Genomic DNA, 25,799 nt, shown 5'->3' on the forward strand with positions numbered 1-25,799 from the left:
GAAGCAGGTCGTGTATTCAGTAAGCTTTGATTGACTCTCAGGAGAAGGGGTGCCGGTGAGCAAGTATCGCGAGACACTCACGGCGGAAGAAGGGGAACACATGAACTCGATGCTGAACAAGGGGAACATGTGCCTGTCACAGCGTATTCGTGACGAAGAAGCGCTGCGACGCCATGTCGATGCCAATATCCGCGAGCGCGATGCCAACACTCTGCCAGCAAACTGACGTTTCACCATTCAGGATGCCCGGCGCAATCTCGTCCGACTCTATCAACGGGCGGGCTCGTTGACTTCGTACCATGGGACCAGTTCAATCTCGGAGTCGTGATCATAGATGGCCGCATGGAACCGCGTCCACAACTGTAGTCCGCCACCCCGCCCTAGCACTTGGGGCGGGCGGCATGGCTTGGCCTAACCGGCTGAGACTATCGCGACACCACCCTACCCGTCAAACCCGCCAAGAAAGCTCCCGCTGCCCCTCCCAATCCGCCGGCAGCTCGTGGTTCTTCAGCCACCGCAGCGTCAGCGTCTTCGGCTGCCGGCCCGCGAGAAGCGCCCGGACGATCTGTGGCGAGAGCAGCGTCAGGCGAAGCAGTTCGTTGACCGAAGACTGATTCAGACCCTCCTGCCGCGCGATCTCCACCCCGCTGCTGACCCGGCCTTCGTCGAGCAGGCGCTGCCAGTGGTAAGCCCGTGCCAGCGCATTGAGGATCGGTTCGTGGTGCTCGGGCGCTTGCGCTTCCGGGGTCTCCGGCGCCGGGATCACCACCTTCCGGCCACCGTGGCGCTTGATGTGAACCGGGATGACCGTGGTGAGCTTCGGTTCCCGGCGCTGGATGGCGTCGCCAATCTGAGTGATCCGCGTCATGCCAGGGCCTCCTCCGATTCCGCGAGTTCGCGCAACTCGGCGCCGATCGTGTCGGGCCGGAGTTCGCCGACGAGCTGCGACCAGCCTGCCTCCCGCCAGCCGATCTCAATGCCGTTGTCGAGCAGCGTGACGCGTTCGATCAGCAACTGGACGATGCGCTGGCGCTCGACCGGGAAGAGCTGCTCCCAGACGGCGCCGAGCTGGCGAAGCGCCAGCACCACCTCCGGCTCGGTCACTTTGAGCTTTTCCGCGGCGATGCGGTTGCACACCGCCTGGATCACCTCCGGCGTCCGCAGCGCCGCATGGACGTGGGACAGCACCAACTGCTCGATCGGTTCCGCCGGCAGCCTGCCGGCGCCCGTCGACCTCGCGCCGAAGCGCACCTTGCGGATCGGCACGTAGTAGCGATACATCGTTCCGTTGGCCTTGCGCGTGAAGGCAGGCTGGAAGCGCTCGCCGTCCTGCGTGTAGAACAGACCGAGGAGCAATGACGGTGGCTGTCGGCGCTGGCGCGTCTCCACCGCCCGCTGGCGATTGTTCTCGGCGAGGATCGCGTGGACAGCGTCCCAGAGATCCCGATCAACGATGGCCTGGTGCTGGCCGGGATAGTACGTGCCCTTGTGCAGGATCTCGCCCAGATAGATCCGGTTGTGCATCAGCTTGTAGAGCGCCTGCTTGGTCAGAGGCCGCCCCGACTTGGTGGTCTGGCCCTCAGCGCTGAGTTCCCGAACCATCTCGGTGGTCGATCGACAACGCGTGAAATCCTTGAAGATGCGCCTGACCAGTCTGGCCTCGACTTCATGGACGACGAGCAGCCGGTTCTGCACGTCGTATCCCAGGGGTAACGGCCCGCCCATCCACATCCCCTTCGCCTTGCTGGCGGCGATCTTGTCACGGATGCGCTCGCCGGTGACCTCACGTTCGAATTGCGCGAAGGACAGCAGGACGTTCAGCATCAGCCGGCCCATCGAGGTGGTGGTGTTGAACTGCTGGGTGACGGCGACGAACGACACCTGGTGGCGCTCGAAGACTTCGATCAGCCGGGAGAAGTCGGTCAGGCTCCGAGTCAGGCGGTCAATCTTGTAGACGACGACGATGTCGATCTTGCCGGCCTGGATGTCCGCGAGCAGGCGCTTCAATCCGGGCCGCTCCAGATTGCCGCCGGAGAAGCCGGGATCGATGTAGTCATCCGGGACGGGGATCCACCCTTCCGCCCGCTGGCTGGCGACCGAGGCCAGACCGGCTTCCTTCTGGGCATCGATGGAGTTGAACGACTGGTGCAGCCGTTCGTCGGTCGACACGCGACAATAGACCGCGCAGCGTTTCGGGGCCACGGTGTTCATCGCCGCTCCCTCTTCAATCCGAAGAACGCCGGTCCCGACCAGTGGGTGCCGGTGATCGCCTTGGCCGTGGCGGACAGGCTCTTGTAGTGTTGGCCGTTCAATTCGTACTGGCCGTCGGCGGTGACGGTGACGCGGTACTCGCGCTCGTCCCATTCGCGGATCAGGGTGGTGCCCGGCATCAGGCGGACCTCGGCGCCGCGGCCGACCTTGATCTTCGACAGGCGCTCGCCGCAGTCGGCGAGTTGTTCCTTGATCGCTTTCGGCAGGCCGCCGTAGGCGGCTTCCTGGAGGCGATAGGCGAGGCGGCTTTCCAGGTAACGCCGGGTGACGCGCAGCGGCCGGCGGGGAAAGTGCTGATCCCACAGCGCCCACAGGCGATCGAGGGGCATCTGGGGTAGTGCCGCGAGCTGCGCGGCAACAGAAGGCGATGTCATCGTGGTACTCCCGGCAATGAGGGAGTCCTATGAACGCGCTTGGGCGCCGAAAAGCCAAGCGAAACTTCGCTCGGAACGGGCTGCTTGGCGTGTAGCCGCGCGACCGCGGCGGCAAGAAGGTGAGCGATCTCGGCGGCGCGCTCGCGTGGCGACATCGATTCGGGTAGAGTGGGTTCGACGGTCATCTTCGTTCTCCATTCGGGTGGTCCAGACCGTCAAGGATGATATGACCACGAAGTTTTCGGCGCTGCGTGTTTTGGAGTAAGTGTGAGTAAGTGAGCGGAGATTCAGATAAAAAATCGGTCCGGTGATCACGGCGACGGCAGAGCACGTCCTGCAGCGCATCGGCTGCGCCGAGTGGGCGCTCTGCACGCATTGCCACACAGGAAGATTGGTTCCGACGGCGGCAATTCTGCCAAGTGACCTCGCAGCGCGCATTCGTTCGAGGGCCGCCTTGAGAACGACTCAGTGTTGGGGAAAGGCTTTCCAGTGCGCACAACGGCGGCTCTGGCCGGCCGCCAGGAGGTGGTGCGTCACCCGCGCCGAAGTCACCCTTCTGTGCCGCGTTCGCCCTACTAGTACTCCCTGTTCGTTCCTGCCACACCCGTAAGTACCAGGAAGATGCTCGTGAAGCGCTTGCCCCATCTCGTCTGACCCTTGCCCGCGGCTTGACCCGGGGCGCGGGACGCTTACAATCCCCATATGTAGCGCCGTCGAGGCATTCCAGTCGAACGAGGTCTATCTGCCGCGGATCCGCCAGCAGTTAGGCCGGACGCTTTCGGCGCGGCAGATCAACGCTATTGGGCGTCGAAGACATCCACCATCCACCTACCCTCGATGCCGAAACTTGTCACATTGTATAAGCTGTTCGTGGCCTCCCCAGGGGACTGCCGGAAGGAACGTCAGATCGTTCGCGATGTCGTCTCTGACTGGAACGTCGCGTATGGTCAAGCACGAGACATGTATCTTGAGCCAGTCTTGTGGGAGACGCATGCGCGCCCCGAAATGGGCAGTCGGCCCCAGGAAATCATTAATCGGCAGATCTTGAGCTCCTGCGACGCGCTGATCGCGGTCTTTCGGGCACGACTCGGCACACCTACCGTCATTGCCGAGTCCGGTACAGCTGAGGAGATTCACCTCTTTCAGCAAGCACACAAACCTGTACTGCTGTACTTTCACAGTAGTCTTCCGTCCGATGAGCTCAAGAGGTTCCGTACCACTATCAGCAAGGAAGGCCTTGTTTGGTCGTACCGGGGACCGTGGGCGTTCACTCGGGACGTTGCAAGGCACATAGCGCTTGTTATGTCCGAGCTTGCGGGCACCCCCAATACACAAGCCACTTTCGCCAATGAATTGGACGATTCCTCACCTCAAGTAGCTGTCGCTGGCGCAGACATTGCAGGCATGTTGCTGGATCTCCGCGACCACACCTACTTCCTGTGGAATGAACTTGAATTCCTACCGCCAGAGAATTCCGAGTTCACTTGCGAACTACGGCAATCAACATTTGAAATCATACGTGATTCATTGGACAGTCTTGCTTTGGCCGGCCTACTGAAATTCAGAACGGAGTACGCCTATTCAACTGGCGTCGATAGTGCCCCCGTCCTCTCAATTACAGTCAGCGCAATAGCAGATGAGATTCGACAGGTGACGAGCGACATACTACGTGAGCATCGCCTGAAGGCATTCGAATTACCGTTTTGGGAGCAATAATGGCGCTGACACTTTACCAACGCGCGGAATCGACGCCCAATCGGGTAGGCGGAGGTTTGTCTCCCCCGGCGCCCACACCCCCCACCGTGCGGGTCCGCAGTCAATCCTCACAAGTTAGCATATCCGCATATTTCGCGCGAAGCCTTGTGTCGGCCGTAGTCCTGCGGCAAAATAGCTCTGTAACCAATTGTTTATAAAGGAGAATCGCATGACGGCCTGAATATGCCAATATACTTGGCAGACTCTCCAAGTATCTGTTTTCACAAGAGTTACTGCAAGTGGCTCGCCTCGACGCCAAACACTTCACCCGCTGCCGAACCCTCACCCTGCCAACGGTCCTCAGTTTTCTGCTCTCCAGCGTTCACGCCGCCGTCCAGTCGGAACTCGATCAGTTCTTCGCCAACCTGCGCAATCGCGCCGACTCGGTTCGCGAGGTCACCGCTCAAGCCTTCTACCAGGCACGTTACAAGATCAACGCGCTGGTGTTCGGCGAGGTCAATCAGCACCTCATGGAACTGGTGGAGGAACACTTGCCGCTCCCGCGCTGGAGAGGTTTACGGGTGGTCGCGGCGGATGGCAGCGCGGTTCGCCTGACGATGATGAAGGACAACGTCCGGTCGATCGTCACGGGCGTGGCTTTCGGCCTCTACCTGCCGGGCATCGAGCTGTTTCTGAACTTCCGCCTGCATGAGCCTTTGTCCGATGAGCGTCAGATGTTCTTCGAGGCGATCGATTGTCTGCGCTCCGACGATGTGCTCGTGATGGACCGCGGCTTTCCCTGTCGTTGGCTGGTGTCGGCGCTGACGGCACGTCACATCCCCTTCTGCATCCGCTGCGATTTGTCGCGAGGATTCAAGGTGGTACGCGAGTTCCTGCAGTCCGGTCGAAGCGAGCAGGTCGTCGTCTTGCGCGCGCCCAATGCCCGTGATGCCAAGGACTATGAATGCCCGGCCACGCCGACCACGGTTCGCTTGGTGCGGGTAGCGACACCGAACGGACGGGTGCATGTGGTGATGACATCGCTCCTCGATCCCGTGACCTTTCCGGCCGCCGCGTTTGCCGAGCTGTACCACGGCCGTTGGCGAATCGAAGAGGCGTTCAAACGGATCAAGCACCGGCTGCAACTGGAGCATACTTCCGGCTTGTCTTGGCATGCGGCGCGCCAGGATTTCGGCGCCAAGGCGGTCTTCGACAACCTCAATGCACTGGCCGCCTATGTCGCCACCGATGCCCTCCTCGATCCCGGTTCGTCCTACAAGATCAACCGCACCTTGGAACTCGACAAGATCAAACGACAGATCGGCCGTTGGCTCCTGGCTGCAACCGCCACCACTCGCCGCCTCAAGCCCATCCTCCAGGAGATCGCGTTGAACCTCCAGAAGTTCGTCCCCAATCGCTCCCAACCTCGAAAACCGCAGCCGAAACCGCACCTCTCCCACGCTTACAAGTAACAATGACAATAGGCTAACTTTCGAGGATTGACTTCGCACCCGCTGCAGCGTCAGCACGAGACTCACGCCATCCTCGACGTTGCTGGCGGTGATCGTGCCGCCCATCTTCGCCATGTACGTCTTGGCAACGAAAAGACCCTGGCCGCGGTTGCCATTGGCGCCCGAGTCGAGCTGGTCGGACACGCCGTACTCGAAGATCCGCTCCAGAAGTTCGTCGGCAATGGGTTCGCCGACGTTGTGGATGCATACCGTGGCGGCGGTGTCACTGGTCTCCAGCGTCATGGTGATCGGCGTGCCGGGCCGCCGGCAGCGCTCGGCGTTCTTCAGCACGTGCGTGAAGACATCCTCGAGCGCGTACTCGTCGGCACGCACCAGGACCGGACGATCGCCCGGGTCGCAACTCAGATTGGTGACGCCGGCGTTGTCGGCAACATGACGGAGAAACTCGGCGAGATCGATGGCCTGTACCTCGACCGCCGAGGACTGGAAGGCCTCGCTCGGGCTGGCGCTGCCGTAGAGGATCCGCACCGCCTGCTGCATCCGGCTGATGTAGCGGTGACTCGGGTCGTCGGCGTCGCCATGTAGTACCAATAGAGACTGCAGCGGCGACATGATCTCGTGACCGACGGCGTGCCACTGGTCCTTCTCCTGCTCGGCGCGGATGCGCTCGCGCTCGGCGTCTTCCTTCACCCGCCGCAGGAGATCGTTCAGGCAGTTGGCGAGGATCCCGAGTTCATCGCGACCGCGCAGGTCGGCCAGGTCGAAGCGCTCGAGGCCACCGGTCGTCTGGACGCTGCGCGACAGTTCGCTCGCGCGCCGGGTCAGGCGGGCAATGCGGCGGATGATGCCCGCTTCGATGACCCCCCAGGCGACCACGATCGCCAGCAACATGGCGCCGACGAACCACGAGACGCGGGTGGCGACCGCGCTGAGCGTCTTGTTGACACTGCGAGCATCGCCGCGGAGCACGACCTGGTAGCTGCCCAACGGTGTCGCGACCGCGTCGACGAGTTCGACCGGCGCATCGTAGGTCTCCACCGGCAGCTTACGGATCAGGCGCGTGAGCAGTGGCGACGACGGCTCCAGCGCCTCGTCCTGGCCGCGGAGATGGGCGACTTCAACGTCCTTGCCAGCGACGGTCTTGCGGATGCTCAGCGTCTCGCCGGGCAGCAGCAGGCTGGTCAGGTCGTTGAGCGAGAACGGCGGGACTGCTCCGTCTTCGTTGCTGTCGAACAGTGCCGGCGCATCGCCGGGCGGCAGGACCTCGATGCGCACCTGGAACTGGTCGAGATCGGGGGGCGGCCAGGGCGGACGCTTGCCCTGCAAGAGCGCCTGGCTGAGAACTTCGATCGGCAGCCGCAGCGAGAAGAACGATTTCTTCTGGCAGCCGTCGGTGTCGTCGGCGGAGTCGAGACACACGCCACTCTGCCAGACCCAGCCGCGGAATTCCTTGACCGGCTTCTGTCCGGTGTAATCCCGATCGTCGAGTTCGACGTATCCGGTGAAGCGCCCACGCGTTCCTTCGCCCCGCGGCCGGCTGTTGCCGCCCAGCGGTTCAAACGGAGCCACCCAGCGATAGGTCTCGCCGCGCAGGCTGACGGTGACGCGCAGACGATGCGCGCCATCGAGGAACTCGTCGCCGATACGGTGCGGCACCAGCGGCTCGCTGGCGAAGGTGCCGGCGGCGTAGATGAAGCCGCCCGCCCAGGGATTGTTCCCGATCGCCACACAGAGGCTGCCGTAGTTGCGGTACTGCACCAGGCAGCCAGCCATTTCGACCGCGTGGCGGACCTTGTTCTGGTCGTCGAAGTCGATGCTGGAGAACGGCAGGACGACCGGGCGCAAGGGCGTCGCCTGCTCGGCGCTTCGCGGGGGATTGAGCAGCGCGAGTTGCCCGGCCGGGTGGCGAAGGCGGGCGGCGATCTGTTCCTTGGTCTTGGCGAAGCTCGCCTGGTAGGTGTCGTAGCTGCGCTGCTTCTCCTCCTGCAGGACGGTGACCGCCATCGTCACGACGGCCAGCGCGAGCAACAGAAACGCGCTGCGAAAGAGGATGCGCAGCCGGAAGGACGCCAGCCAGGCCAGCCCTCTGCTCATCGGCGGACATCGTCCGGGGGCTCGTCCGACCAGCGGAAGCCGCGCATCGGGACGTTCTCGATGCGATCGAAGTCTTCATCGAACTCGCGGAAAGCCTCGCGGATGGCGCTGATGTGCTTGCGGATGTTGTCCCGGTTGCGACCGCTCTTCACGACCTCGAAGAACTCCTCGTAGGAGACGACCTGACCGCGCTTCTCGTAGAGCGTGGCCAGGATCCGCTGGGCGGTCAGCGGCAGATTGATCCGCTTGCCCCGCCACAGCGGCGCGGCTTGGCGCAGCGGGTCGAGCGACAACTCATCGCCGGCGGCGGGACTCGTCTTGCCCTGATCCCGATCGTGCGCCGTGCGCAGGATCTCCAGGAAGGTGTCGACGAAATCGGACTCGGAGAAGGTCGTCTTCTGCAGATAGTCCCAGGCATCGAGCGCCTTCATGATGCTGCGGTAGATGGTGGCCGGCATCGCCGAGACGACCAGCACCGGCGTCCCGCGCGCACCCTTGTTGATGGCGTTGATGATCGCCACGCCGGCGTGCCGCTCGCGGCCCAGCTCGATGTCGAGCACCACCAGATCGTAGTTCTCGCGGGCGATGGCGGTTTCGGCTTCGTCGCGGGTGAACCACTGATCGACCCGGATCCCGGGTCTGGCCGAGAGAATCCACTCAGCAAGCTGGTTGCTGGTGGGCCGGTCGTCTTCGATGACAGCGACTTTGAGCATCGGGCGCGCTCCCTGACGGTTTGCTCAAGTATCCCCGATTTCTCCCGGAACAAACATTCCCGCCGCGTGAGTGTTTGTTCACACGACGGAAGAAACGCTCACGCGCCGGAAGAAACACCGCCGGCGTGTGATCAAAGACACCCCACGGCGGCATTGAATCTTCCGCGGCATCTCCGGCACGATGGGCTTCATGGGAAAGGGGTGCACCGGTCGGCTCTCCGGCTCTCGGCGACGGGAGCGGAGATCCGCAACGGGCCGAACACGCTCGGGGAGGGAACCATGGCGTCAGATCGGATTTGGAGCAGCGGCGACAGGGCGCGCGCTGAGGTGGAGATGCAGGCGTGGATCATGAGCATCCGGCCGCAGATCGAGGGTCACGTGGAGTTGCTCTTCGAAGAAGCCAGTTACCTCGAGAAGCGCTACTTGGAAGCTCTGGAAGGTGCCGAGGGAAGCGGCGAGCCCGCTCTCGGGTTACGGGTTCGCCGGTGCGGCGATGCCATTGTCCGCCATTGGTATGGTATCGGCGGCCAGGGGGCAAACGGCGACGAGCGGCCACCACGGCAAGGATACAGCGATGGCGCCGACGCCAACGAGCTTGAACGGTCATGCCCCGTAGAAAACTTGCTTCAGCGCACGCCGGGATGCGACGATGCGCTGGGGAGTGAGATCGAGGACGAGGTGATCCAGTATCGTCACTGGGCACAGTGTATCGCTGAGATGCTCGTGAACCTGGAGCGTTTGCATCGCCTTGTGCAGATCGGGATCCGGACGAGCGGTAAAGCGAAGCGTGCCTCCCGTCTCGGCGATTGCGAGGGAGTCCACGTCGCATCCGCCGCAGCGATCAATTAACTGGGAACGGCAGCAGCCACGTCGTGACGTCCAGGTTCGCTTCCGACCCGATGCGGACGTCGAGGTCTTGGAAAACGGCCATTCGATTTCAGTCCTGTTGGCCATTTTCTTGCGCTTGCGATGGGCGCTGCGATCAGCCGGTCAGCGAGGGCAAATCTCGCGTTCAACACTTTGACGTCTCTCCTGCTGACAGGTAATCTTGCCATCGTAGCGGCAGCGCCAGCCCTGATCGGCTGATCGGCAATCCCAGCCCTGAGCCGGGATGTCCGGCCTGGCACCAGGCACAGGCCGATAGAGCTCGCTCAACGGCGCGGCCGAGCAGGCATCTTCCGCGTCGCGCTGAACATCAGCTTCCATGGCTTGCCTGGCGGCTGCTTCCGAAGGTGCGGCCTTGATCGGCCCCAGCGGTACCACGAGCGGGGCAGTGCCCAGGTAGGGCGACCAGGATACTTCGACGTCCTTCTTGCACCCAGCCAATCGCGCCTGCGCTTCGACGACGAAGGCTCCAGTTGGGTACTTCGCGAGATAGACCCTAAGCGCATCTCCTGCGCTCGCGGACTTGGCCTGATCCCAGGTTTCCATCTCGGAGGAGCTGGGCCCTAGGCCGATCAAGCGGCAAAGCGTCGCCAGGCTGTCAGGCTTGCAGAGAGAACCGTGCAAACCCGTCAAGTCGGCCAACAGGCCGATCGCCGCCAGGCCGGCCGCAACAACCCCTCCGGTCCATGCCCGCCGACGACGACGCACAGCGGCCGCCGGCGGGGCCTTTCCCTCCAGCATCGCTTCGGTGGCGCGCAAGACCACCTGCCACTGCGGCGACTGCAATCGGCCATCCCAGTCCACCAGATCCAGCGCCTGGACTTCGCCGAAGCCGAAGGGTGGCGCCACGCGATCGAGCAGCAGCGGCAGCAGCACGCCGCGGTGCTTGGCGCGTTCGGCCTCTTCCCGCACGTAGGTGCCCGCCGGGCCGACGGAGTCCGATGTCCAGCACACGAGCACGCAGCGGGCGGCTTCCAACTCGGCCGCGATGGTTTCTCGCCAGCGGGCACCACCCCCCACGTCGGCGTCCCACCATACGCTGTGCCCGGCATCCCGCAGGGCGGCCACGATACCCTCGACACGACCCCGGTCCTCCCGCTTGTAGCTGACGAAGCAGTCGGCCATCGCCGATCAGCGCTGGGCGGCAGCCCGGCGCTCGGCTTCAGCGACGAAGCCCGCATCACGCGGTGGCAGCAATCCTCGGTCGGCCAGACGACGCCAGAACGCCGCAACGTCAGCCCATCGCACCGATGCGCCTACTATGCCTGCGAGTCGCCACATGGAGACAGCTACATCGCGCTGCGCCTCCGCCGAGCTCGGGTTCGCCGCGGCCAGGCGCTGACGCATCTGCAGGCTTTCCTCGAAGCTCTGCCGCGCGCCCTTCAAGTCGCCGGCGGCCACCTGCACGTCGCCCAGCCTTTCCAGGCTCACCGACACATCGCGCTGCGCCTCCGCCGAGCTCGGGTTCGCCGCGGCCAGGCGCTTGAGCACTTGATGGCTTTCCTCGAAGCTCTGCCGCGCGCCCTTCAAGTCGCCGGCGGCCACCTGCACGTCGCCCAGCCTTTCCAGGCTCACCGACACATCGCGCTGCGCCGCCGCCGAGCTCGGGTTCGCCGCGGCCAGGCGCTGACTCATCTGCAGGCTTTCCTCGAAGCTCTGCCGCGCGCCCTTCAAGTCGCCGGCGGCCACCTGCACGTCGCCCAGCTTGTTCAAACTCACCGACACATCGCGCTGCGCCTCCGCCGAGCTCGGGTTCGCCGCGGCCAGCCGCTTGAGCACTTGATGGCTTTCCTCGAAGCTCTGCCGCGCGCCCTTCAAGTCGCCGGCGGCCACCTGCACGTCGCCCAGCCTTTCCAGGCTCACCGACACATCGCGCTGCGCCGCCGCCGAGCTCGGGTTCGCCGCGGCCAGGCGCTGACTCATCTGCAGGCTTTCCTCGAAGCTCTGCCGCGCGCCCTTCAAGTCGCCGGCGGCCACCTGCACGTCGCCCAGCTTGTTCAAACTCACCGACACATCGCGCTGCGCCTCCGCCGAGCTCGGGTTCGCCGCGGCCAGGCGCTGACGCATCTGCAGGCTTTCCTCGAAGCTCTGCCGCGCGCCCTTCAAGTCGCCGGCGGCCACCTGCACGTCGCCCAGCTTGTTCAAACTCACCGACACATCGCGCTGCGCCTCCGCCGAGCTCGGGTTCGCCGCGGCCAGGCGCTGACTCATCTGCAGGCTTTCCTCGAAGCTCTGCCGCGCGCCCTTCAAGTCGCCGGCGGCCACCTGCACGTCGCCCAGCTTGTTCAAACTCACCGACACATCGCGCTGCGCCTCCGCCGAGCTCGGGTTCGCCGCGGCCAGGCGCTTGAGCACTTGATGGCTTTCCTCGAAGCTCTGCCGCGCGCCCTTCAAGTCGCCGGCGGCCACCTGCACGTCGCCCAGTTCGTTCAAACTCACCGACACATCGCGCTGCGCCTCCGCCGAGCTCGGGTTCGCCGCGGCCAGGCGCTGACGCATCTGCAGGCTTTCCTCGAAGCTCTGCCGCGCGCCCTTCAAGTCGCCGGCGGCCACCTGCACGTCGCCCAGCTTGTTCAAACTCACCGACACATCGCGCTGCGCCGCCGCCGAGCTCGGGTTCGCCGCGGCCAGGCGCTGACGCATCTGCAGGCTTTCCTCGAAGCTCTGCCGCGCGCCCTTCAAGTCGCCGGCGGCCACCTGCACGTCGCCCAGCCTTTCCAGGCTCACCGACACATCGCGCTGCGCCGCCGCCGAGCTCGGGTTCGCCGCGGCCAGGCGCTGACTCATCTGCAGGCTTTCCTCGAAGCTCTGCCGCGCGCCCTTCAAGTCGCCGGCGGCCACCTGCACGTCGCCCAGCTTGTTCAAACTCACCGACACATCGCGCTGCGCCTCCGCCGAGCTCGGGTTCGCCGCGGCCAGCCGCTTGAGCACTTGATGGCTTTCCTCGAAGCTCTGCCGCGCGCCCTTCAAGTCGCCGGCGGCCACCTGCACGTCGCCCAGTTCGTTCGAGGCGACAGACCGATCACGGTCGTTGGCAGCATGCTTCGCGGCCGAGCCGGCTGCGGCTTGCGCACCCGGCAGATCGCCGGCCTCGAAGGCCGCGCGCTTGAGTTCGACCCAACTCCAGAAGTCATCGGGGTCGAGTTCCACCGCTTCCGCCCAGAGGGCTCTGACCGCCCGGGTGTCCTTCTCGCCCCGGTCTTTCATCTGCATCGCCAGCGCCGCGCGCTCGCGTGTTTCCTTGGCCGACTCCAGATCCGCCACCCGTTGCGCGGCCTTGCGCCGCGCTTCACGCGAGACGCGATCGATCTCCTCGAGTGCGTCGAACGCCTGCGCGCGCTCGCCATCGGCAAAGCGTTGCAAAGCGGTCAGGCGCTGCGGGTTGGGCGTGGCCACGGCGCCTGTAATCAGGCGCCGGTACTCGGCCATCTCGACTTGGTAGCTGCGATCACGAAGCTCGATCTCGCGCGCCAAGCGGAGTCGTTCCTGCGTGTTGGCCGTCAGACGTTCCGTGGTGTCGGCCAAGTCCTTGCGCATGCGATCCAGCGCCGCCTGGTCCCCTCGCGCGGCCTGCAACTGGGCGAACGCGTCGGCCGAGCGTCGCTGCGCATCCCGCAGGGCCTTGTCCTTGAGCGCCAACTCCTCGAACAGGGCCTGCTGGCGCTCGTCGGCTCGTTTCTGCTGCGCGGCCAGGGCCTGTGCTCGGTCAGCGACCAACCGGTCGGCCAACAGGCGGCGGTCGATGTCCAGATCGGTCTGCGCAAAGGCCGCTACCCCGGCGACCAGCCAAACGGTGGCCAGCCATACGCGTAGCAAGCTCATGCCAAGCGACGCGGGGGCCACCAACGGATATTCAAGGTCAAGGCCGATTCCACGATTGGCACCTGTGACGACTGAAACCCCCATACCGGTCCTCCTCTTCGATCCGGCCGGAACCCCGCGCTCCGGCGTCCATGCCTTGCCGCCACGGGCCTTCTTCACGGCAGAAGCGTATCGGGTGGACTGCGAGAATAGGACAGTTTGAACGGAGAAGCCAGAAGCAACCATGGCGCTGGCGATGGATGCCACTCCCGCGCGTGGTCTGCCCGGTTAGAATCGAGACGATCGCTTCAGATGCCCTCGCGTTGCCCGAAGATCGAGTGATGCGCAGTGGTCGACGCGATGTACGTGCCGACGCATTCCGGACATGGGAGGCCATTGATGCGCATTTGCCGGAAGTTCATGCATTTTGAGCCCCTGGCGGGTGAAGTTTCCTACTGGCCCTTTCCCGAGCTGGCCAGCGTGGCATGGCGGGCCCGCCTGATCCTGACCGGACAGACCCGCGAGGAGATCCACGATCTCGCCAACCACGTCCACGACCTCGTCGCCGAGTACTTCGCCGAGGCCCGGCAAGATGAGGTGTCGCGCCTCGCTGCTGCGGGTTTGGATGAGTTTCTCGACATCGACGAGCACGGCAACATCCTGGGACTACACTTCGACCGAACGGACGAACTCGATTTCCCGAAACCGGAGAACACCCGCGAGTTCGAAGCGCTCGAGGCGTCGATCGACCGCTGGCAGCAGATCTTCGGGGAAGGAGACCCCGTCCCGGATCTCGGTGCCTGTCTGGCCACGCTGGCCTTGTGCCACGTCAGCGACGCGATCCGTCGCCTGCAGTACGAGTACGACTTCGACCGCCTCGAGTACGTCCGCCGGCGTGCGAAGAGCCTCACGGCCCATGACTGCATCGTTGCCGGGCAGTCCGCCCTCGAGGCCCTGGAGGTCGTCTGCCGCTCGGAACAGCACATCCAAAGGCAGCAGCTGCAGGAGCGCTTCGCCGAACAGCTCGATGCGGTGAAGCGGCAGACCAGCGCCGAGGCCCAGAGTGCCCAGGACCGTAAATGGCGTGCGCTGCAGGAGGAAGAAGCGCGGAAGAAGTCCGAACACGCCCGACAGCTGGCCGCGCTGCGCCTTGCCAGCCGCAATGCGTCCCGCAAGGCGGTGCTGGCCGAGTGGAATCGAGACCCGCAACTGCAACAGATGAGCGACGCCAAAGCCGGACTCCGCCTGTCGCAATGGCTGGCCAGCCAGGATCTGGAGCGTTTCGAGCCGCGAACGATCGCGCAGTGGATTTCGTGTTGTAAAAAAACGACCCTTCAGCGCCGCTGACCGTACAGAGTGCGGGCGCAGACCGTACGGAGTGCGCCGCACTCGTATTTCTTTTCTTTTTCGCGATCCCGATGATGACCCTGCCCCAACACCACAGGAGTCATCATCATGGAAGCCCACCCACGAGCCCGGCGATGGCCTGAGCCACCGCGTCGTCCAGGGCCCGCACCGGCACAACCGCCGGCCGTCGCGTCGGCTCGCTCGGCGCCGAGAACCGAATCGTCCCAGGCCGCACTCGAAGCCGCGCCGCTGACGGCTGCCGAGCCGCACTACCTCAACGAGGGTCAACTCGCCCGTCGCTGGGGCCTCTCGCCGAAGACGCTTCAACGCTGGCGTGGCGAAGGCGTCGGACCCGTCTTCGTCAAGTTCTCGCGCCGCGTCGCCTATCCGCTTGAAGGCTCCGGCGGCATTCTGGACCTCGAGCAGCGCAGCCGGTACCGGAGTACCAACGAGCGCGTGACGGAAGGAGACCGGCAATGACCGCCTCCACCCTCCACGAGATCCAGGCGACTCCCGTTGCCGAACTGGCGCAACAGCCGGCCGAGGCCCTGCATCGCCTCCAACTCGATGCCGGCGATCTGCTGGCTGCAGCCAAGGCCGTCGTCGACCACATCGACCGTGCGGTGGATCTCAGGTATGCCGACCGCGCCCGGCAACTGCGGCTCGCCGCCGGCAAAGACACCGGCGTCGTGCCCTTCGATGACGGCACTGTTCGCGTGACGGCGGACCCCGGCCGTCCCGAAAGTAATGCGCAAATTGGCGCATTTTCCAAGGAGCAGCGGGCTCACCTTCTCAATGGACCGGGCCACCGCGTGCAGCAGTACGCGCGCTCCACCGTCGATGCGACCTCGGCACCCTCCGCCGAGCTGTGCCTCCCAGCGGCAGAGTTCGAAGCGCCGCTGTACGTGCCGGCTACACCGCTCACCGACTCGACCCTCTGCGACTGGATCGCCACCGCCCTCCCCGGCGAGCGCCTCCAGTATCACCAGGGGCTGTTGCTGCTCGATCGCTCCGCCACCACCAGCCCGTATCCGCCGCAAGAGCGCCAACGCATCCACGCCGTCGCCAAACGCGCCTGGCTCGCCTGCGAACTCGGCCTGGTGCATCTGGTGAGCCAGCGCGTCGAGCCCTTCGTCTTTCGCTACCTCGCCGTTCGCTCCCGGATGACGCCCAAAGCCGCGGACGTCCGCCTGCAACTGCGCACCCCGGCGCACTGAGCGCCCAACCCTCTGACCCACACCGCAAGGAGAACATCGATGGCCATCTCGCTTTCCCAACTCAACCGCACCAGCGCGCCGAAGCCCCCGCGCATCCTGATTCACGGCGTCGCCGGCGTCGGCAAGACCACCTTCGCCGCCGGCGCCAAGCAGCCGGTCTTCATCCAGACCGAAGACGGTCTCGGCACGATCGACGCCCACCACTTCCCGATCGCGCGCTCCTTCGAAGAGGTCATCGAGTGCCTGGTGACCCTCTACAGCGAGCCGCACGACTTCCAGACCGCCATCGTCGACAGCGTCGACTGGCTCGAACCGCTGATCTGGGCCAAGACCTGCAAGGAATACGGCTGGAAGGACCTCGAGTCGCCGGGCTACGGCAAAGGCTACCTCGCCACCATGGAGTTCTGGCGGCAGTACCTCGACGGATTGAATGCCCTGCGCGACGAGCGGGGCATGACCATCGTGCAGATCGCCCACACCGACATCAAGCGCTTCGACAGCCCGGAGCACGAGCCCTACGACCGCTACGGCATCAAGCTGCACGCCCGCGCGGCGGCGTTGCTGCAGGAACACGCCGACATCGTGCTCTTCGCCAACTACCTCATCAGCACCGTCAAGGCCGACGTCGGCTTCAACAAGAAGGTCAATCGCGCGCTCGGGTCCGGCGAACGCGTCATCCACACCGCCGAACGCCCGGCCTTCCTCGCCAAGAACCGCTACGGCCTGCCCGACACCTTGCCGCTCGACTGGTCCGCCTTCGCGCAGGCCATGCCGAACAGCCTGAACGCCGCGCTCGTCCATCCCTGAATCACCCATTCCCAACACAAAGGAGAAACACCATGGCTTCCCTCGGTCACACCTTCGACGCTTCGACCGTCGATCCCACCACCCCCTTCGAAGTCCTGCCGCCGGGTTCGTACCGCGTGCAGATCGTGAGCAGCGAAATGCGCGTCACCAAGGACGGGCTGGGCCAGTACCTGTTCCTCGAACTCGACGTGCTGGAAGGTCCGCATGCCGGTCGCAAGCTCTACGACCGGCTGAACCTGGTCAACGCCAACCCCGACGCCGTCGAGATCGCGCAGCGCACCCTGTCGGCGCTGTGCCGTGCCGCCGGGAAGATGCAGGTCAGCAACAGCGAACAACTGCACCTGATCCCGATTCGGGTCGACGTCAAGGTTCGCCCGCCGAAGGGGCAGTACGGCGAGAGCAACACGATCCGCTATCTCGTCGAAGCCCCGCCTCCGGCAGCGACCCCGCCGGTTGCTGCTCCGGTTCGTTCGGCTCCGGTCGCGACCCAGAGCACGCTCCCCTGGAAGCGCCAGGTCTGACGCCATGCGCGCTCCCGACCTCATTGTGCTGCCCGACACGGTGTCCGCGTGTCGCGAGCGCCTGGTGGCCCTGCAGGGCGAGATCGCCTCGATCAAGACGCAGATCGCCACGGCCGACATCGCCCGCCAGGCGCGGCGCGGCACGCTCGATGCGCAGGCCTTCCATCGGGCCCGGACGGCGCTCGCGTTCAAGCAGCAGGAGGCCGCCCGGGTGTCGGCGCAACTCGCCACGCTGACGGGCGGCCTCGCTCGCGATCACTTCAAGGACACGCTGCTCGACGTCCTGCGCGAGCAACTGCCCGACGACGCTTGGCAGTCCGCACTGACGGTCGCCCGCTCGCGGCAGGGTCAGGAGGTGCGCCATGGCTGAGCTGCCGACCGTCGTCAGCCCGACTCGCGAGGCGATCTTCGCCGCCTACGAAGCCGACGCCCGCACGGGCTTCCGTGCGCACCTCGGCGCCTCACTGGTCGGCAAGTCCTGTGCGCGCGCGCTGTGGTACGACTTTCGCTGGACGACCGCCACGTTCCATCCGGGTCGCGTCCTGCGCCTCTTCGAGACCGGGCAACTGGAGGAAGCCCGCCTCGTGCGCAACCTGCGGCGCATCGGCGTGACGGTGCTCGACCTCGATCCCGAGACCGGGCGTCAGTGGCGGGTGGAGGCGCACGGTGGCCACTTCGGCGGCTCGCTCGACGCGGTGGCGCTGAACCTGCCTGAGGCGCCCAAGACCTGGCACGTGGTCGAGTTCAAGACGCATGCGAGCAAGAGCTTCGTCGAACTTGTCGCCAAGGGCGTCCGCCCAGCCAAGCCGCAGCACTGCGCGCAGATGCAGACCTACATGCGGCTGACGGGCCTGACGCGCGCCCTGTACCTGGCGGTGAACAAGGACACGGACGACCTCTACGTCGAACGCGTGGAACTCGATGTGGACGATGCCGACCGACTGCTCGCCAAGGCGGGGCGCATCGTCTTCGCGGCGCGGCCGCTCGATCGCGTCAGCGAGGATCCGGCGTGGTACGAGTGCCGGCTGTGCGCCCATGCCGAGATCTGTCGGGGTCAGGCCGCGGCGGCGGTGAACTGCCGCACCTGCCTGTCCTCGACGCCGGTCGAGGGCGGGTGGTGGTGCGAGCGCCAGCAGCGCGCCTTGTCCGACGCCGACCAGCGCGCCGCCTGCGACCAGCATCTCTATCTCCCGGACCTCGTCCCCGGCGAGCAGATCGACGCCGATACCGACTGGGTCCGCTATCAACTTCCCGGTGGCGGCTTCTGGTGCGACCGCGGCCGCGACAAATTCCAGGAGGGTTCACGATGACCCTGACCCTGCGGCCGTACCAACAGGCGGCCATCGACGGCATTTACGAGTACTTCGAGCGCGCGACGGGCAACCCGAACGTCATCATCCCGACCGGTGGCGGCAAGTCCCTGGTGATAGCCCGCTTCATCGAAGGCGTGCTGAAACCCTTTCCCGATCAGCGCATCCTGATCGTCACCCACGTGCGCGAGCTGATCGAGCAGAACCACGCCGAGCTGATGCGGCTCTGGCCCGAGGCGCCGGCCGGCATCTATTCGGCGGGACTGAAGCAGCGCGACCTCACGGCGCGCATCCTGTTCGCCGGCATCCAGTCGATCCATCGGCGCGCGCCCGATGTGGCGCAGTGCGATCTGGTGCTGATCGACGAGGCGCATCTGATTCCGCGCTCGTCGAACACCATGTACCGGCGCTTCCTCGACGGATTGAAGCGCCTGAACCCGCTGCTCAAGGTGATCGGCTTCACCGCCACGCCGTACCGTCTGGACTCCGGGCTGCTGCACGAGGGCGACGGCGCGATCTTCACCGACATCGCCTTTGAGGTCTCGGTGCGCGATCTGATCGATCAGGGCTACCTGTCCCGGCTGGTGTCCAAGCACACGCGCACGCAACTCGAGGTCGCCGGCGTCGGCACGCGCGGCGGTGAATTCATCGCCCGCGAGTTGCATGCCGCCGTCGATCGGCACGACCTCACCGAGCGCGCCGTCGCCGAGATCGTCGACTATGGGCAGACACGCCGCTCCTGGCTGGTCTTCTGCTCCGGCGTCGCGCATGCCGGACATGTTCGCGACGCGATCCGCGCGCACGGCCTCTCCTGCGAGACGATCGTCGGCGAGACGCCGAGCGCCGAGCGAGACGCATTGATCGGTGCCTTCAAGCGCGGCGAGATCCGCTGTCTGAGCAACGCGAACGTGCTCACCACCGGCTTCAACGCCCCCGGCGTCGATCTGATCGCGATGCTGCGACCGACCCAATCGGCCGGACTGTACGTGCAGATCGTCGGTCGCGGCTGTCGGCTGGCGCCGGGCAAGAGCGACTGCCTGGTGCTCGACTTCGCCGGCAACATCGCCCGGCATGGGCCGATCGACGCCATCCGGCCGAAGCGTCCCGGTGGCGGCGGCGGTGCGGCACCGATCAAAGTCTGCCCGGACTGCGCCAGCATCCTGCACGCAGCCGTGCGCGTCTGTCCCGATTGCGGCCACGTCTTTCCGCCGCCGGCGCCGAAGATCGCACCCCGGGCCAGTACGCTGGCCGTGCTCTCGGCCGTCGGCAAGCCCGAATGGGTGGCGGTGAGCCGGGTGCACTACGCGCGCCATGAGAAACCGGGCAAGCCCCCCTCGCTGCGCGTCGAGTACTGGTGCGGCCTGTCCGCGCATCACGAGTGGGTCTGCGTCGAGCATGCCGGCTACCCGCGACAGAAGGCCGCGACCTGGTGGGCGGCGCGCGCGCCCGGCACGCCCTTGCCCCGGAGCGTCGACGAAGCGCTGCAGCACGCACCCGCGTTGCGGCGACCGGCCGAGATCGCGGTCCGCGCGAGCGGACGCTACACCGAAGTCGTCGCGGCGAGGTTCTGATGCGCTGCGACATTTGCCGCCGCGAAGCCCGCGGCTTCGGCTACTCCCCCCGTCTGGCCCGCCAGAGCGGCCCCGATCTGTGGGCCTGCTCGATGCGGTGTCTCGACATCATCACGAGGTACCAAGGAATGATCGACCCCAACCAACATGAGCAAGCCGCCCTGCGTCAGGCCAGTGCCGTCGGCGGCGAATACATCGAATCGCTCGGCCGCACCGATCTGGCGCAGTGGTCGGCACACGAATGGGCGACGTTGATCGACGTCGTCGTCACGGCTTTCCAGGATCACCTGCAGGAAGCCTACACGCAAGACCCACCGTTCTGAGGAGGAACCATGACTGCCAGCAGTTTCATGGCGCAACTGGGCGCCAAACTCGTCGACGCCGGATTTCCGATCCTGCCGATCCAGCCGGGGAGCAAGAAGCCGGGTGTGTTTCGCCGCGGGGCGTGGCGCGATTACCCGGACTGGAGTCGCCATGGTCGGCGCGAGACCACCGATCATGAGGTCGATGTCTGGGGCAACTGGCCGGAGGCCGGCATCGGCATCGCCACCGGACGGGTAATCGGCATCGACATCGACGTGCTGAGCGACCCGCAGCTCGCCAAGCGCATCGAGGATCTCGCCCGCGAGATGCTGGGTGACACGCCGGCCTTGCGCATCGGCCGTTCGCCCAAGCGCCTCCTGGTCTATCGCGCCGATCGGCCGTTCAAGGGGTTCAAGAGGCCACCGATCGATGTGCTCGGTTTGGGCCAGCAGTTCGTCGCCTACGGACTGCACCCGGAGACCGGGCAGCCCTACGACTGGCCGCTGGAGAGCCTGGCCGAGATTACCCTCGACGACCTGCCGCGGATCACCGAGGCGCAGGCGCGGGCCTTCGCGGACGCTGCGATCGCGCGGGTGCCGCCAGAGCTGCAGCCAGCGCGGCTGCCCCATGCCCACGACGTTGAGGCAGCCTCTGGCGCACTCGGCGAACCGCGCGGCACGCTCGAGGCGATAACCGCGGCGCTCGAATTCATCCCGAACCCCGATCTCGACTACGACAGCTGGGTGCGCATCGGGCTCGCGATCAAGGGCGCGCTGGGAGAACCAGGCTGGCCGCTGTTCGAGGCCTGGTCAGGGCGGGCCGCGAAGAATGTGCCTGCAACGACCGAGCAGGTCTGGCGTGGCCTGAAGCCGGCTCGCATCGGCGCCGGCACGCTGTACAAACTGGCGCTGGAAGCGGGCTGGGAACCCGCGCCATCGCTGCAACTCAACGGGGCGCTGGCGACGAACGGCGCCCATCCGGCGAAGGCGATGCTGCAGGCCCTGAAGGCTCCGGCGCCGCGCGCTCCAGCCCAGGCCTCGCCGGCAAGCCCGCCGAAGGCACCGCCGATGCCAGCGGGCTGGAACCAGGTCGGCGGCGTGATCGCAGAGATGATGGACCTGATGGAGCGCAGTGCCAAGCGCCCGCAACCGGTGCTCGCACTGGGGGCTTCCCTTGTGGCGGTCGGCGCCTTGATGGGACGCAAGTACCGCACCACGAGCAACGCGCGATCGAATCTGTATGTGGTCGGGATCGCCGAGAGTGGCGCCGGCAAGAACCACAGCCGCATGGTGATCAACGAGATCTTCAGTCGGGCCGGACTGCAGCGCTATCTTGGGGGCAACAAGATCGCCTCGGGTGCGGGTCTTCTGAACGGGATCCTTCGCCAGCCGGCAATCCTCTTCCAGCTGGACGAGTTCGGCATGTTCCTGTCGGCCGCCGTCGATCGCAAGCGTTCGCCCCGCTATCTCTGCGAGATCCTGGATCTGCTGACCGAACTCTATACGACATCGGGCACGACCTACTTCGGCACCGAGTATGCCCACAGTCAAGCCGAAGTCTCGCGTCGGGCCATCCACCAGCCCTGCGTCTGCGTCTACGGCACGACGACGCCGATACACTTCTGGCAGGCGCTGCAGGCGACCAACGTCGCGGATGGCTCGCTGGCGCGCTTCCTGATCCTGCAGACCGAGGAGGACTTTCCGGAAAGCAACGACGACTTCGGCAGCATCGATCCGCCGCAGGAGTTGATTGAGCGCCTGCTGCTGATCCACCAGGGCGGTGGCCAGCTCAGTGGCAATCTGGCCGACGTCGCAGGGGTGGATGAGGTCACGCCAATGCCCCGAAGGGTACCTATCAATGAGCAGGCCCGGGCCGTGTTCCGAGCGCTCGACCGCGACCTGCTGAGCGACCTGCGCGCTGCGCACGGCAGCGGCTTCGCGTCGATCCTGGCGCGTATCGAGGAGAACGCCTCCAAGCTCGCGCTGATCCGCGCCGTGTCCCGTGATCCTGTGGAGCCAGAGATCACCGGCGGCGACGCCGAGTGGGGCATCCTGATCGCGCAGCACTGCGCCCGGCAGACGATCCGCGAAGCGTCGATCCGCGTCTCGGAGAACGCGATCGAGTCGAACCACAAGCGTGCGCTGCAAATACTTCAAGGGTCAGGACCCGGCGGCATGCCCAAGAGTGAGTTCACGCGCCGCACGCAGTTCATGGATGCCCGCCAGCGGGACGGCGTGCTGCAGACTTTGGTAGACGCGCAGATGATCGAGGTTCAAATGATTCAAGGAGCCAGACGCCCCATCTGTTTGATAAAGGTGCTTGAAAACAATGAGTTGTGAGCGCCGCGCGGAAAGGGTTCAAAAGTTCATGATTTCAAGCCCTAGATACCCTGTATACCCGGATCTGCCCGCCAGAGAGACCGGGAGAGAGAAAAAACAGGATATATATTGAATGAATGAAATATTGAAGTGTTTATCGCTCTCTCTTTCTCAGGGGCTCCCCCCTTGAAGGATTGACGCATTGAAGTTATTGCCGTAGCACCGTTTTTGTTCTGACCCGTACCCGACCCGATCGGGCATGAGGGAGCGCCGAAGACCCTGACCCGGTCGCGTGCACGCTCCTCCAGGCCGCCTACAGCCTCTTGGAGGATATGCACATGTCTCACTATTCAAACCCGCTCCCAGCGGCCTCTGCGGTCGCCGTAGGAGCTTCCCCAGGTGCCATGCTCGCACTGGATCTCGGCCAGCACACCGGCTGGGCGTTGGCCTATCCGCGCGGACCCATCACCTCGGGTACCGAGCTGTTCAAAGCCGGTCGCTTCGAGGGCGGTGGCATGCCACTCCTGCGCTTTGTGAGCTGGCTTGGCGAACTGCACGACCGCGCCGGACCGCTGACCGCCGTCGTGTTCGAGGAAGTGCGCGCGCACCGCGGCACGGCCGCAGCACACACCTACGGCGCCTTCCTCGGGCAGCTCACGGCGTGGTGCGAGCTGCACCACATCCCCTACCACGGCGTACCGGTGGGCACGATCAAGAAGCACGCGACCGGCCGCGGCAACGCCGGCAAGGCCGAAGTGATCGCCGCAATGCGCGCCCAGGGATTCGATCCTGCGGACGACAACGAAGCGGATGCCCTCGCGCTGCTGCAGTGGGCGCTGAAAGGCGGTGCGCGATGAGCCGGCTGACCTGTGCACTCGCGCGGCTGTTGCCGGTCGCGCCCGCGACCGCCGATGAACTGCGGGCGATGCGCGCCGCCGCCTGGCACAAGCAGGGCGTGCTCGCCGTGCCGCTCGATGCGGTCACAGATCGTTCGGAGCGCGTGCTCCTCGAAGGCATCGGCAACCGGCTCTACGGGCGCCGCCGGCCGGCCGGCGTGGGAGGGTCTCGCGATGAGCGCTAAGCGGATCCCCCCATCGCTGAAGCCCGGCGTCCCGATGCCCGTCACCGGCGGGCGGCCCGTCGAGTGGGTGCGCGAGGAGTCCGGCGAGCACGCGGGCAACGCGCATTTCCGGACCGTCGACTCGCTGGGCCTCCTGCTCCGGAATGGCACGATCACCCCGCCGATGCACGACGCCGGCCAGCAGTTCGCCGCCACCTTCGTGTGGGCACAGCTGCACGGACCGCGGGCGCTGGCGCTCGACCGCGTTCGCGGCGGGCAGTGGTCTGACGGCATCAGCGAGCGCGCCGCCTACGCCCGCAAGCGGATCGGGGAAGCGCTCGACGCGGTCGGCGGCATCGGCAGTCCGGGCGGCACGGCGGTCTGGCACGTCGCCGGCCTCGGGCAGAGCGTGAAGGAGTGGTCGGCGCAGCAGGGCTGGAACGGCCGAGCGCTGTCGCAGCCTGAGGCGCGGGGCATTCTGGTCGCTGCGCTGGGCATGCTGGCTATGCATTATGGATATTTGCGAGCGGTTCCAGCGAAACCCCTTGATCGGTGAACATCGAGGGCGTAGCATTTGGGCATCCTCAAAGTAAAGCGCCTGCCGGAGCTCTCCAGCAGGCGCTTTTGCTTGGGGACGGCGAGGCTCGCTGGGACGGGACGTCCGGTGGGTCTGCCTCCTGAAGGTACTATGCTCTTGTACTGATCCCAGAAGCATCTAGACATTCAAATGGAATATGCCAATATGATGTAGCGAAAAGTTCTGCAGCACGTAACTTGTTGATTTTAAATGGGTCCTTCCAGCATAATATGCCATGTGGGAGGCGTGCGCGCAGAGTCGTTCTAGCGCCAGAGTGAGAATCGAGGTTTGCAGGGTTTGCGGGTTGCACCCGGAGCCCGCCTCAGGTAGTCGGCATCATTCCATCCACCCATCCTCGGGTCCGAAGCGAGCCGACCGCACACTGGCCGCCGGCAGCCATCATCCTCCTCGCTGGCGTCGACGCCCCCGCAGGCAGACCGCCAGCCAAGCGGAGGCGGCGAACAGCGTGAGCGTGGCGGGTTCGGGAACGCTGCTACTGACGACGGGAATCTTGGTGATCGCCGTGACGCCTGCGGCTGGCTTGCTCAGATCAAACGGATCGCCGATCTGAGCGCGCGCTCCGGAACCGAAGCCGGTGCCGTCCACCCAGGTCGAGAGAACGTACTGGATGTGAAAGGTCTCGCCCGGCAACACGTTCTGGGTGAAATAGTCAAAGGTGAAGGGATCGAGATCGTATCCCGTCTCCGGACCGAGCGGGCCATTCCTTGAATAGGAGGTGAAGGTCATGTTGCTGGCCTCCCCTAGCGTGACCAGAGAGTTGCTGCTGTTCGCCGTACCCGTCACATCCGCCTGTGCATACCAACTGGGACCGCTGCCAAAACCGTAAATCAGCGACTCGATCAGAAAGCTGAAGTGTGCCGTCCGACCCGCGCCGATCACACCCAGGTAGCCTTGATTGATATTGAAGTGGAACTTGTACGATTGCGGGGTGCTGTCCGTATTCGTGAAGTCCGCGACGTACACCGCCTCACCTTTGAAGCTGTTGTTGACGCCGTAATGGTCGAGGTATTGCGCACCAGCCGAAACCAAACCGTTCGTCGCCCCGGCCGAACGTCCGTAAGCCGGCTCGGGATTTGGGTAGGTCCATCGGCCGTCCTGCACACCCGCGAAGACGTTGAAGATGCTGTTCGCCGTATCGGTCGTATGCGAGTCGACGAGTGAGGTCCCATACAGATCGGTCCCTTGTGCCCGCGCCGTCACATCGATCTTGTCCGCCTGCGCTGTTTGCACAGTGAACACCCACACTGCCACTGCCACGAGGGACAGCCTGCTCTTTTCCTTAGTCATCTGCGTCACTCCTTCGCCATCGTTGGGGTCGTCGTCATCATCAGGAGCGATCTGCCAGGTCGCCACCAAAGGATAGGCCATTCAACTCCGCCTCGGCAACTTTTTCGGGCTCTGACGGGCTCTGAGGCCAGTCGTGATAAAGGGAAAGCCTGCCG

Annotated in this window: 23 protein-coding genes and 2 pseudogenes; 17 read left to right on the forward strand and 8 right to left on the reverse strand. The window is 65.2% G+C overall.

Features of this window, described 5'->3' with window-relative positions; genetic code table 11:
- Nucleotides 1-55 precede the first annotated feature (55 nt).
- The gene (locus tag HT579_22025; GenBank protein QKS31366.1) at nt 56-226 is read left to right on the forward strand and encodes a hypothetical protein; all 171 of its coding nucleotides are present in this window, start codon (nt 56-58) and stop codon (nt 224-226) included.
- Between the two features lie 222 nt (nt 227-448).
- Here HT579_22025 and HT579_22030 read toward each other — a convergent pair whose 3' ends face one another.
- The 3 genes from HT579_22030 to HT579_22040 are packed head-to-tail and all read right to left on the reverse strand — an operon-like array spanning nt 449 to nt 2,645.
- A complete protein-coding gene (locus HT579_22030; GenBank protein QKS31367.1) occupies nt 449-868 on the reverse strand; it encodes a hypothetical protein in 420 nt (139 codons plus the stop codon).
- Nucleotides 865-2,211, reverse strand: a complete 1,347-nt coding sequence (locus HT579_22035) for a recombinase family protein (protein QKS31368.1) — start codon at nt 2,209-2,211, stop codon at nt 865-867. Before HT579_22035 ends, HT579_22030 begins: the two co-directional genes overlap by 4 nt.
- The gene (locus tag HT579_22040) at nt 2,208-2,645 is read right to left on the reverse strand and encodes a DUF2924 domain-containing protein (GenBank protein ID QKS31369.1); all 438 of its coding nucleotides are present in this window, start codon (nt 2,643-2,645) and stop codon (nt 2,208-2,210) included. The genes HT579_22035 and HT579_22040 overlap by 4 nt, the downstream gene beginning before the upstream one ends.
- 855 nt (nt 2,646-3,500) lie before the next feature.
- Here HT579_22040 and HT579_22045 point away from each other — a divergent pair.
- Complete coding sequence (locus tag HT579_22045; GenBank protein ID QKS31370.1) at nt 3,501-4,361, forward strand: hypothetical protein; 861 nt, start codon at nt 3,501-3,503, stop codon at nt 4,359-4,361.
- A 254-nt stretch (nt 4,362-4,615) separates the two neighbouring features.
- The gene (locus HT579_22050; protein ID QKS31763.1) at nt 4,616-5,812 is read left to right on the forward strand and encodes an IS4 family transposase; all 1,197 of its coding nucleotides are present in this window, start codon (nt 4,616-4,618) and stop codon (nt 5,810-5,812) included.
- 36 nt (nt 5,813-5,848) lie between these two features.
- Here HT579_22050 and HT579_22055 read toward each other — a convergent pair.
- Both HT579_22055 and HT579_22060 read right to left on the reverse strand, forming a co-directional pair.
- Nucleotides 5,849-7,906, reverse strand: a pseudogene (locus HT579_22055) (HAMP domain-containing histidine kinase).
- Entirely contained in the window at nt 7,903-8,619 is a 717-nt protein-coding gene (locus HT579_22060; protein QKS31371.1) for a response regulator transcription factor, read from the reverse strand. The pseudogene HT579_22055 and the gene HT579_22060 overlap by 4 nt, the downstream one beginning before the upstream one ends.
- A 279-nt stretch (nt 8,620-8,898) precedes the next feature.
- Here HT579_22060 and HT579_22065 point away from each other — a divergent pair, with 279 nt between their 5' ends.
- Nucleotides 8,899-9,468, forward strand: a complete 570-nt coding sequence (locus tag HT579_22065; protein QKS31372.1) for a hypothetical protein — start codon at nt 8,899-8,901, stop codon at nt 9,466-9,468.
- A 141-nt stretch (nt 9,469-9,609) separates the two neighbouring features.
- On the opposite strand, the gene HT579_22070 is transcribed toward HT579_22065, so the two are convergent.
- Nucleotides 9,610-10,629 carry a toll/interleukin-1 receptor domain-containing protein gene (locus HT579_22070; protein ID QKS31373.1) on the reverse strand — a complete coding sequence of 340 codons (1,020 nt, stop codon included), beginning with the start codon at nt 10,627-10,629 and terminating at the stop codon, nt 9,610-9,612.
- Between the two features lie 6 nt (nt 10,630-10,635).
- Nucleotides 10,636-13,410, reverse strand: a complete 2,775-nt coding sequence (locus HT579_22075; GenBank protein ID QKS31374.1) for a tetratricopeptide repeat protein — start codon at nt 13,408-13,410, stop codon at nt 10,636-10,638.
- A 315-nt stretch (nt 13,411-13,725) separates the two neighbouring features.
- On the opposite strand from HT579_22075, the gene HT579_22080 reads away from it, so the two are divergent.
- The 13 genes and pseudogenes from HT579_22080 to HT579_22140 all read left to right on the forward strand — a co-directional run bounded on the left by HT579_22080 (nt 13,726) and on the right by HT579_22140 (nt 24,315).
- Nucleotides 13,726-14,652, forward strand: coding sequence for a hypothetical protein (locus HT579_22080; GenBank protein ID QKS31375.1), 927 nt, complete (start codon nt 13,726-13,728; stop codon nt 14,650-14,652).
- Nucleotides 14,653-14,760: 108 nt separating this feature from the next.
- A complete protein-coding gene (locus tag HT579_22085) occupies nt 14,761-15,132 on the forward strand; it encodes a hypothetical protein (protein QKS31376.1) in 372 nt (123 codons plus the stop codon).
- Nucleotides 15,129-15,380: pseudogene (locus HT579_22090) on the forward strand (hypothetical protein). Before HT579_22085 ends, HT579_22090 begins: the two are co-directional and overlap by 4 nt.
- A 528-nt stretch (nt 15,381-15,908) precedes the next feature.
- Nucleotides 15,909-16,676: an ATP-binding protein gene (locus HT579_22095; GenBank protein ID QKS31377.1), complete on the forward strand. Its 768-nt coding sequence runs from the start codon at nt 15,909-15,911 to the stop codon at nt 16,674-16,676.
- A 32-nt stretch (nt 16,677-16,708) separates the two neighbouring features.
- A complete protein-coding gene (locus HT579_22100) occupies nt 16,709-17,197 on the forward strand; it encodes a DUF669 domain-containing protein (GenBank protein ID QKS31378.1) in 489 nt (162 codons plus the stop codon).
- Between the two features lie 4 nt (nt 17,198-17,201).
- Nucleotides 17,202-17,567 carry a hypothetical protein gene (locus HT579_22105; GenBank protein ID QKS31379.1) on the forward strand — a complete coding sequence of 122 codons (366 nt, stop codon included), beginning with the start codon at nt 17,202-17,204 and terminating at the stop codon, nt 17,565-17,567.
- Nucleotides 17,560-18,507 carry an oxidoreductase gene (locus tag HT579_22110; GenBank protein ID QKS31380.1) on the forward strand — a complete coding sequence of 316 codons (948 nt, stop codon included), beginning with the start codon at nt 17,560-17,562 and terminating at the stop codon, nt 18,505-18,507. Before HT579_22105 ends, HT579_22110 begins: the two co-directional genes overlap by 8 nt.
- Nucleotides 18,504-20,078 (forward strand): DEAD/DEAH box helicase, encoded by a 1,575-nt coding sequence (locus tag HT579_22115; GenBank protein ID QKS31381.1) that lies wholly within the window; start codon nt 18,504-18,506, stop codon nt 20,076-20,078. Before HT579_22110 ends, HT579_22115 begins: the two co-directional genes overlap by 4 nt.
- Nucleotides 20,078-20,401 (forward strand): hypothetical protein, encoded by a 324-nt coding sequence (locus tag HT579_22120; protein ID QKS31382.1) that lies wholly within the window; start codon nt 20,078-20,080, stop codon nt 20,399-20,401. Before HT579_22115 ends, HT579_22120 begins: the two co-directional genes overlap by 1 nt.
- Nucleotides 20,402-20,410: 9 nt before the next feature.
- The gene (locus HT579_22125) at nt 20,411-22,720 is read left to right on the forward strand and encodes a bifunctional DNA primase/polymerase (protein ID QKS31383.1); all 2,310 of its coding nucleotides are present in this window, start codon (nt 20,411-20,413) and stop codon (nt 22,718-22,720) included.
- Between the two features lie 383 nt (nt 22,721-23,103).
- On the forward strand, nt 23,104-23,556 hold the full coding sequence (locus tag HT579_22130; GenBank protein QKS31384.1) for a hypothetical protein: 453 nt from the start codon (nt 23,104-23,106) through the stop codon (nt 23,554-23,556).
- The gene (locus tag HT579_22135; GenBank protein ID QKS31385.1) at nt 23,553-23,780 is read left to right on the forward strand and encodes a hypothetical protein; all 228 of its coding nucleotides are present in this window, start codon (nt 23,553-23,555) and stop codon (nt 23,778-23,780) included. Before HT579_22130 ends, HT579_22135 begins: the two co-directional genes overlap by 4 nt.
- Nucleotides 23,770-24,315 (forward strand): hypothetical protein, encoded by a 546-nt coding sequence (locus HT579_22140; protein QKS31386.1) that lies wholly within the window; start codon nt 23,770-23,772, stop codon nt 24,313-24,315. The genes HT579_22135 and HT579_22140 overlap by 11 nt, the downstream gene beginning before the upstream one ends.
- A 420-nt stretch (nt 24,316-24,735) precedes the next feature.
- Here HT579_22140 and HT579_22145 read toward each other — a convergent pair whose 3' ends face one another.
- Nucleotides 24,736-25,725, reverse strand: a complete 990-nt coding sequence (locus HT579_22145) for a hypothetical protein (GenBank protein ID QKS31387.1) — start codon at nt 25,723-25,725, stop codon at nt 24,736-24,738.
- Nucleotides 25,726-25,799 lie beyond the last annotated feature (74 nt).

This window comes from Candidatus Accumulibacter similis (genome assembly GCA_013347225.1).
In the GTDB taxonomy this organism is placed as follows: domain Bacteria; phylum Pseudomonadota; class Gammaproteobacteria; order Burkholderiales; family Rhodocyclaceae; genus Accumulibacter; species Accumulibacter similis.

What these genes read in the sequence shown, in the direction of transcription:
- HT579_22030 (QKS31367.1), bottom strand. Translation starts at nt 868, where the DNA reads ATGACGCGGATCACTCAGATTGGCGACGCCATCCAGCGCCGGGAACCG.
- HT579_22035 (QKS31368.1), bottom strand. Translation starts at nt 2,211, where the DNA reads ATGAACACCGTGGCCCCGAAACGCTGCGCGGTCTATTGTCGCGTGTCG.
- HT579_22040 (QKS31369.1), bottom strand. Translation starts at nt 2,645, where the DNA reads ATGACATCGCCTTCTGTTGCCGCGCAGCTCGCGGCACTACCCCAGATG.
- HT579_22060 (QKS31371.1), bottom strand. Translation starts at nt 8,619, where the DNA reads ATGCTCAAAGTCGCTGTCATCGAAGACGACCGGCCCACCAGCAACCAG.
- HT579_22065 (QKS31372.1), top strand. Translation starts at nt 8,899, where the DNA reads ATGGCGTCAGATCGGATTTGGAGCAGCGGCGACAGGGCGCGCGCTGAG.
- HT579_22070 (QKS31373.1), bottom strand. Translation starts at nt 10,629, where the DNA reads ATGGCCGACTGCTTCGTCAGCTACAAGCGGGAGGACCGGGGTCGTGTC.
- HT579_22075 (QKS31374.1), bottom strand. Translation starts at nt 13,410, where the DNA reads ATGGGGGTTTCAGTCGTCACAGGTGCCAATCGTGGAATCGGCCTTGAC.
- HT579_22080 (QKS31375.1), top strand. Translation starts at nt 13,726, where the DNA reads ATGCATTTTGAGCCCCTGGCGGGTGAAGTTTCCTACTGGCCCTTTCCC.
- HT579_22085 (QKS31376.1), top strand. Translation starts at nt 14,761, where the DNA reads ATGGAAGCCCACCCACGAGCCCGGCGATGGCCTGAGCCACCGCGTCGT.
- HT579_22095 (QKS31377.1), top strand. Translation starts at nt 15,909, where the DNA reads ATGGCCATCTCGCTTTCCCAACTCAACCGCACCAGCGCGCCGAAGCCC.
- HT579_22100 (QKS31378.1), top strand. Translation starts at nt 16,709, where the DNA reads ATGGCTTCCCTCGGTCACACCTTCGACGCTTCGACCGTCGATCCCACC.
- HT579_22105 (QKS31379.1), top strand. Translation starts at nt 17,202, where the DNA reads ATGCGCGCTCCCGACCTCATTGTGCTGCCCGACACGGTGTCCGCGTGT.
- HT579_22110 (QKS31380.1), top strand. Translation starts at nt 17,560, where the DNA reads ATGGCTGAGCTGCCGACCGTCGTCAGCCCGACTCGCGAGGCGATCTTC.
- HT579_22115 (QKS31381.1), top strand. Translation starts at nt 18,504, where the DNA reads ATGACCCTGACCCTGCGGCCGTACCAACAGGCGGCCATCGACGGCATT.
- HT579_22120 (QKS31382.1), top strand. Translation starts at nt 20,078, where the DNA reads ATGCGCTGCGACATTTGCCGCCGCGAAGCCCGCGGCTTCGGCTACTCC.
- HT579_22125 (QKS31383.1), top strand. Translation starts at nt 20,411, where the DNA reads ATGACTGCCAGCAGTTTCATGGCGCAACTGGGCGCCAAACTCGTCGAC.
- HT579_22130 (QKS31384.1), top strand. Translation starts at nt 23,104, where the DNA reads ATGCTCGCACTGGATCTCGGCCAGCACACCGGCTGGGCGTTGGCCTAT.
- HT579_22135 (QKS31385.1), top strand. Translation starts at nt 23,553, where the DNA reads ATGAGCCGGCTGACCTGTGCACTCGCGCGGCTGTTGCCGGTCGCGCCC.
- HT579_22140 (QKS31386.1), top strand. Translation starts at nt 23,770, where the DNA reads ATGAGCGCTAAGCGGATCCCCCCATCGCTGAAGCCCGGCGTCCCGATG.
- HT579_22145 (QKS31387.1), bottom strand. Translation starts at nt 25,725, where the DNA reads ATGGCCTATCCTTTGGTGGCGACCTGGCAGATCGCTCCTGATGATGAC.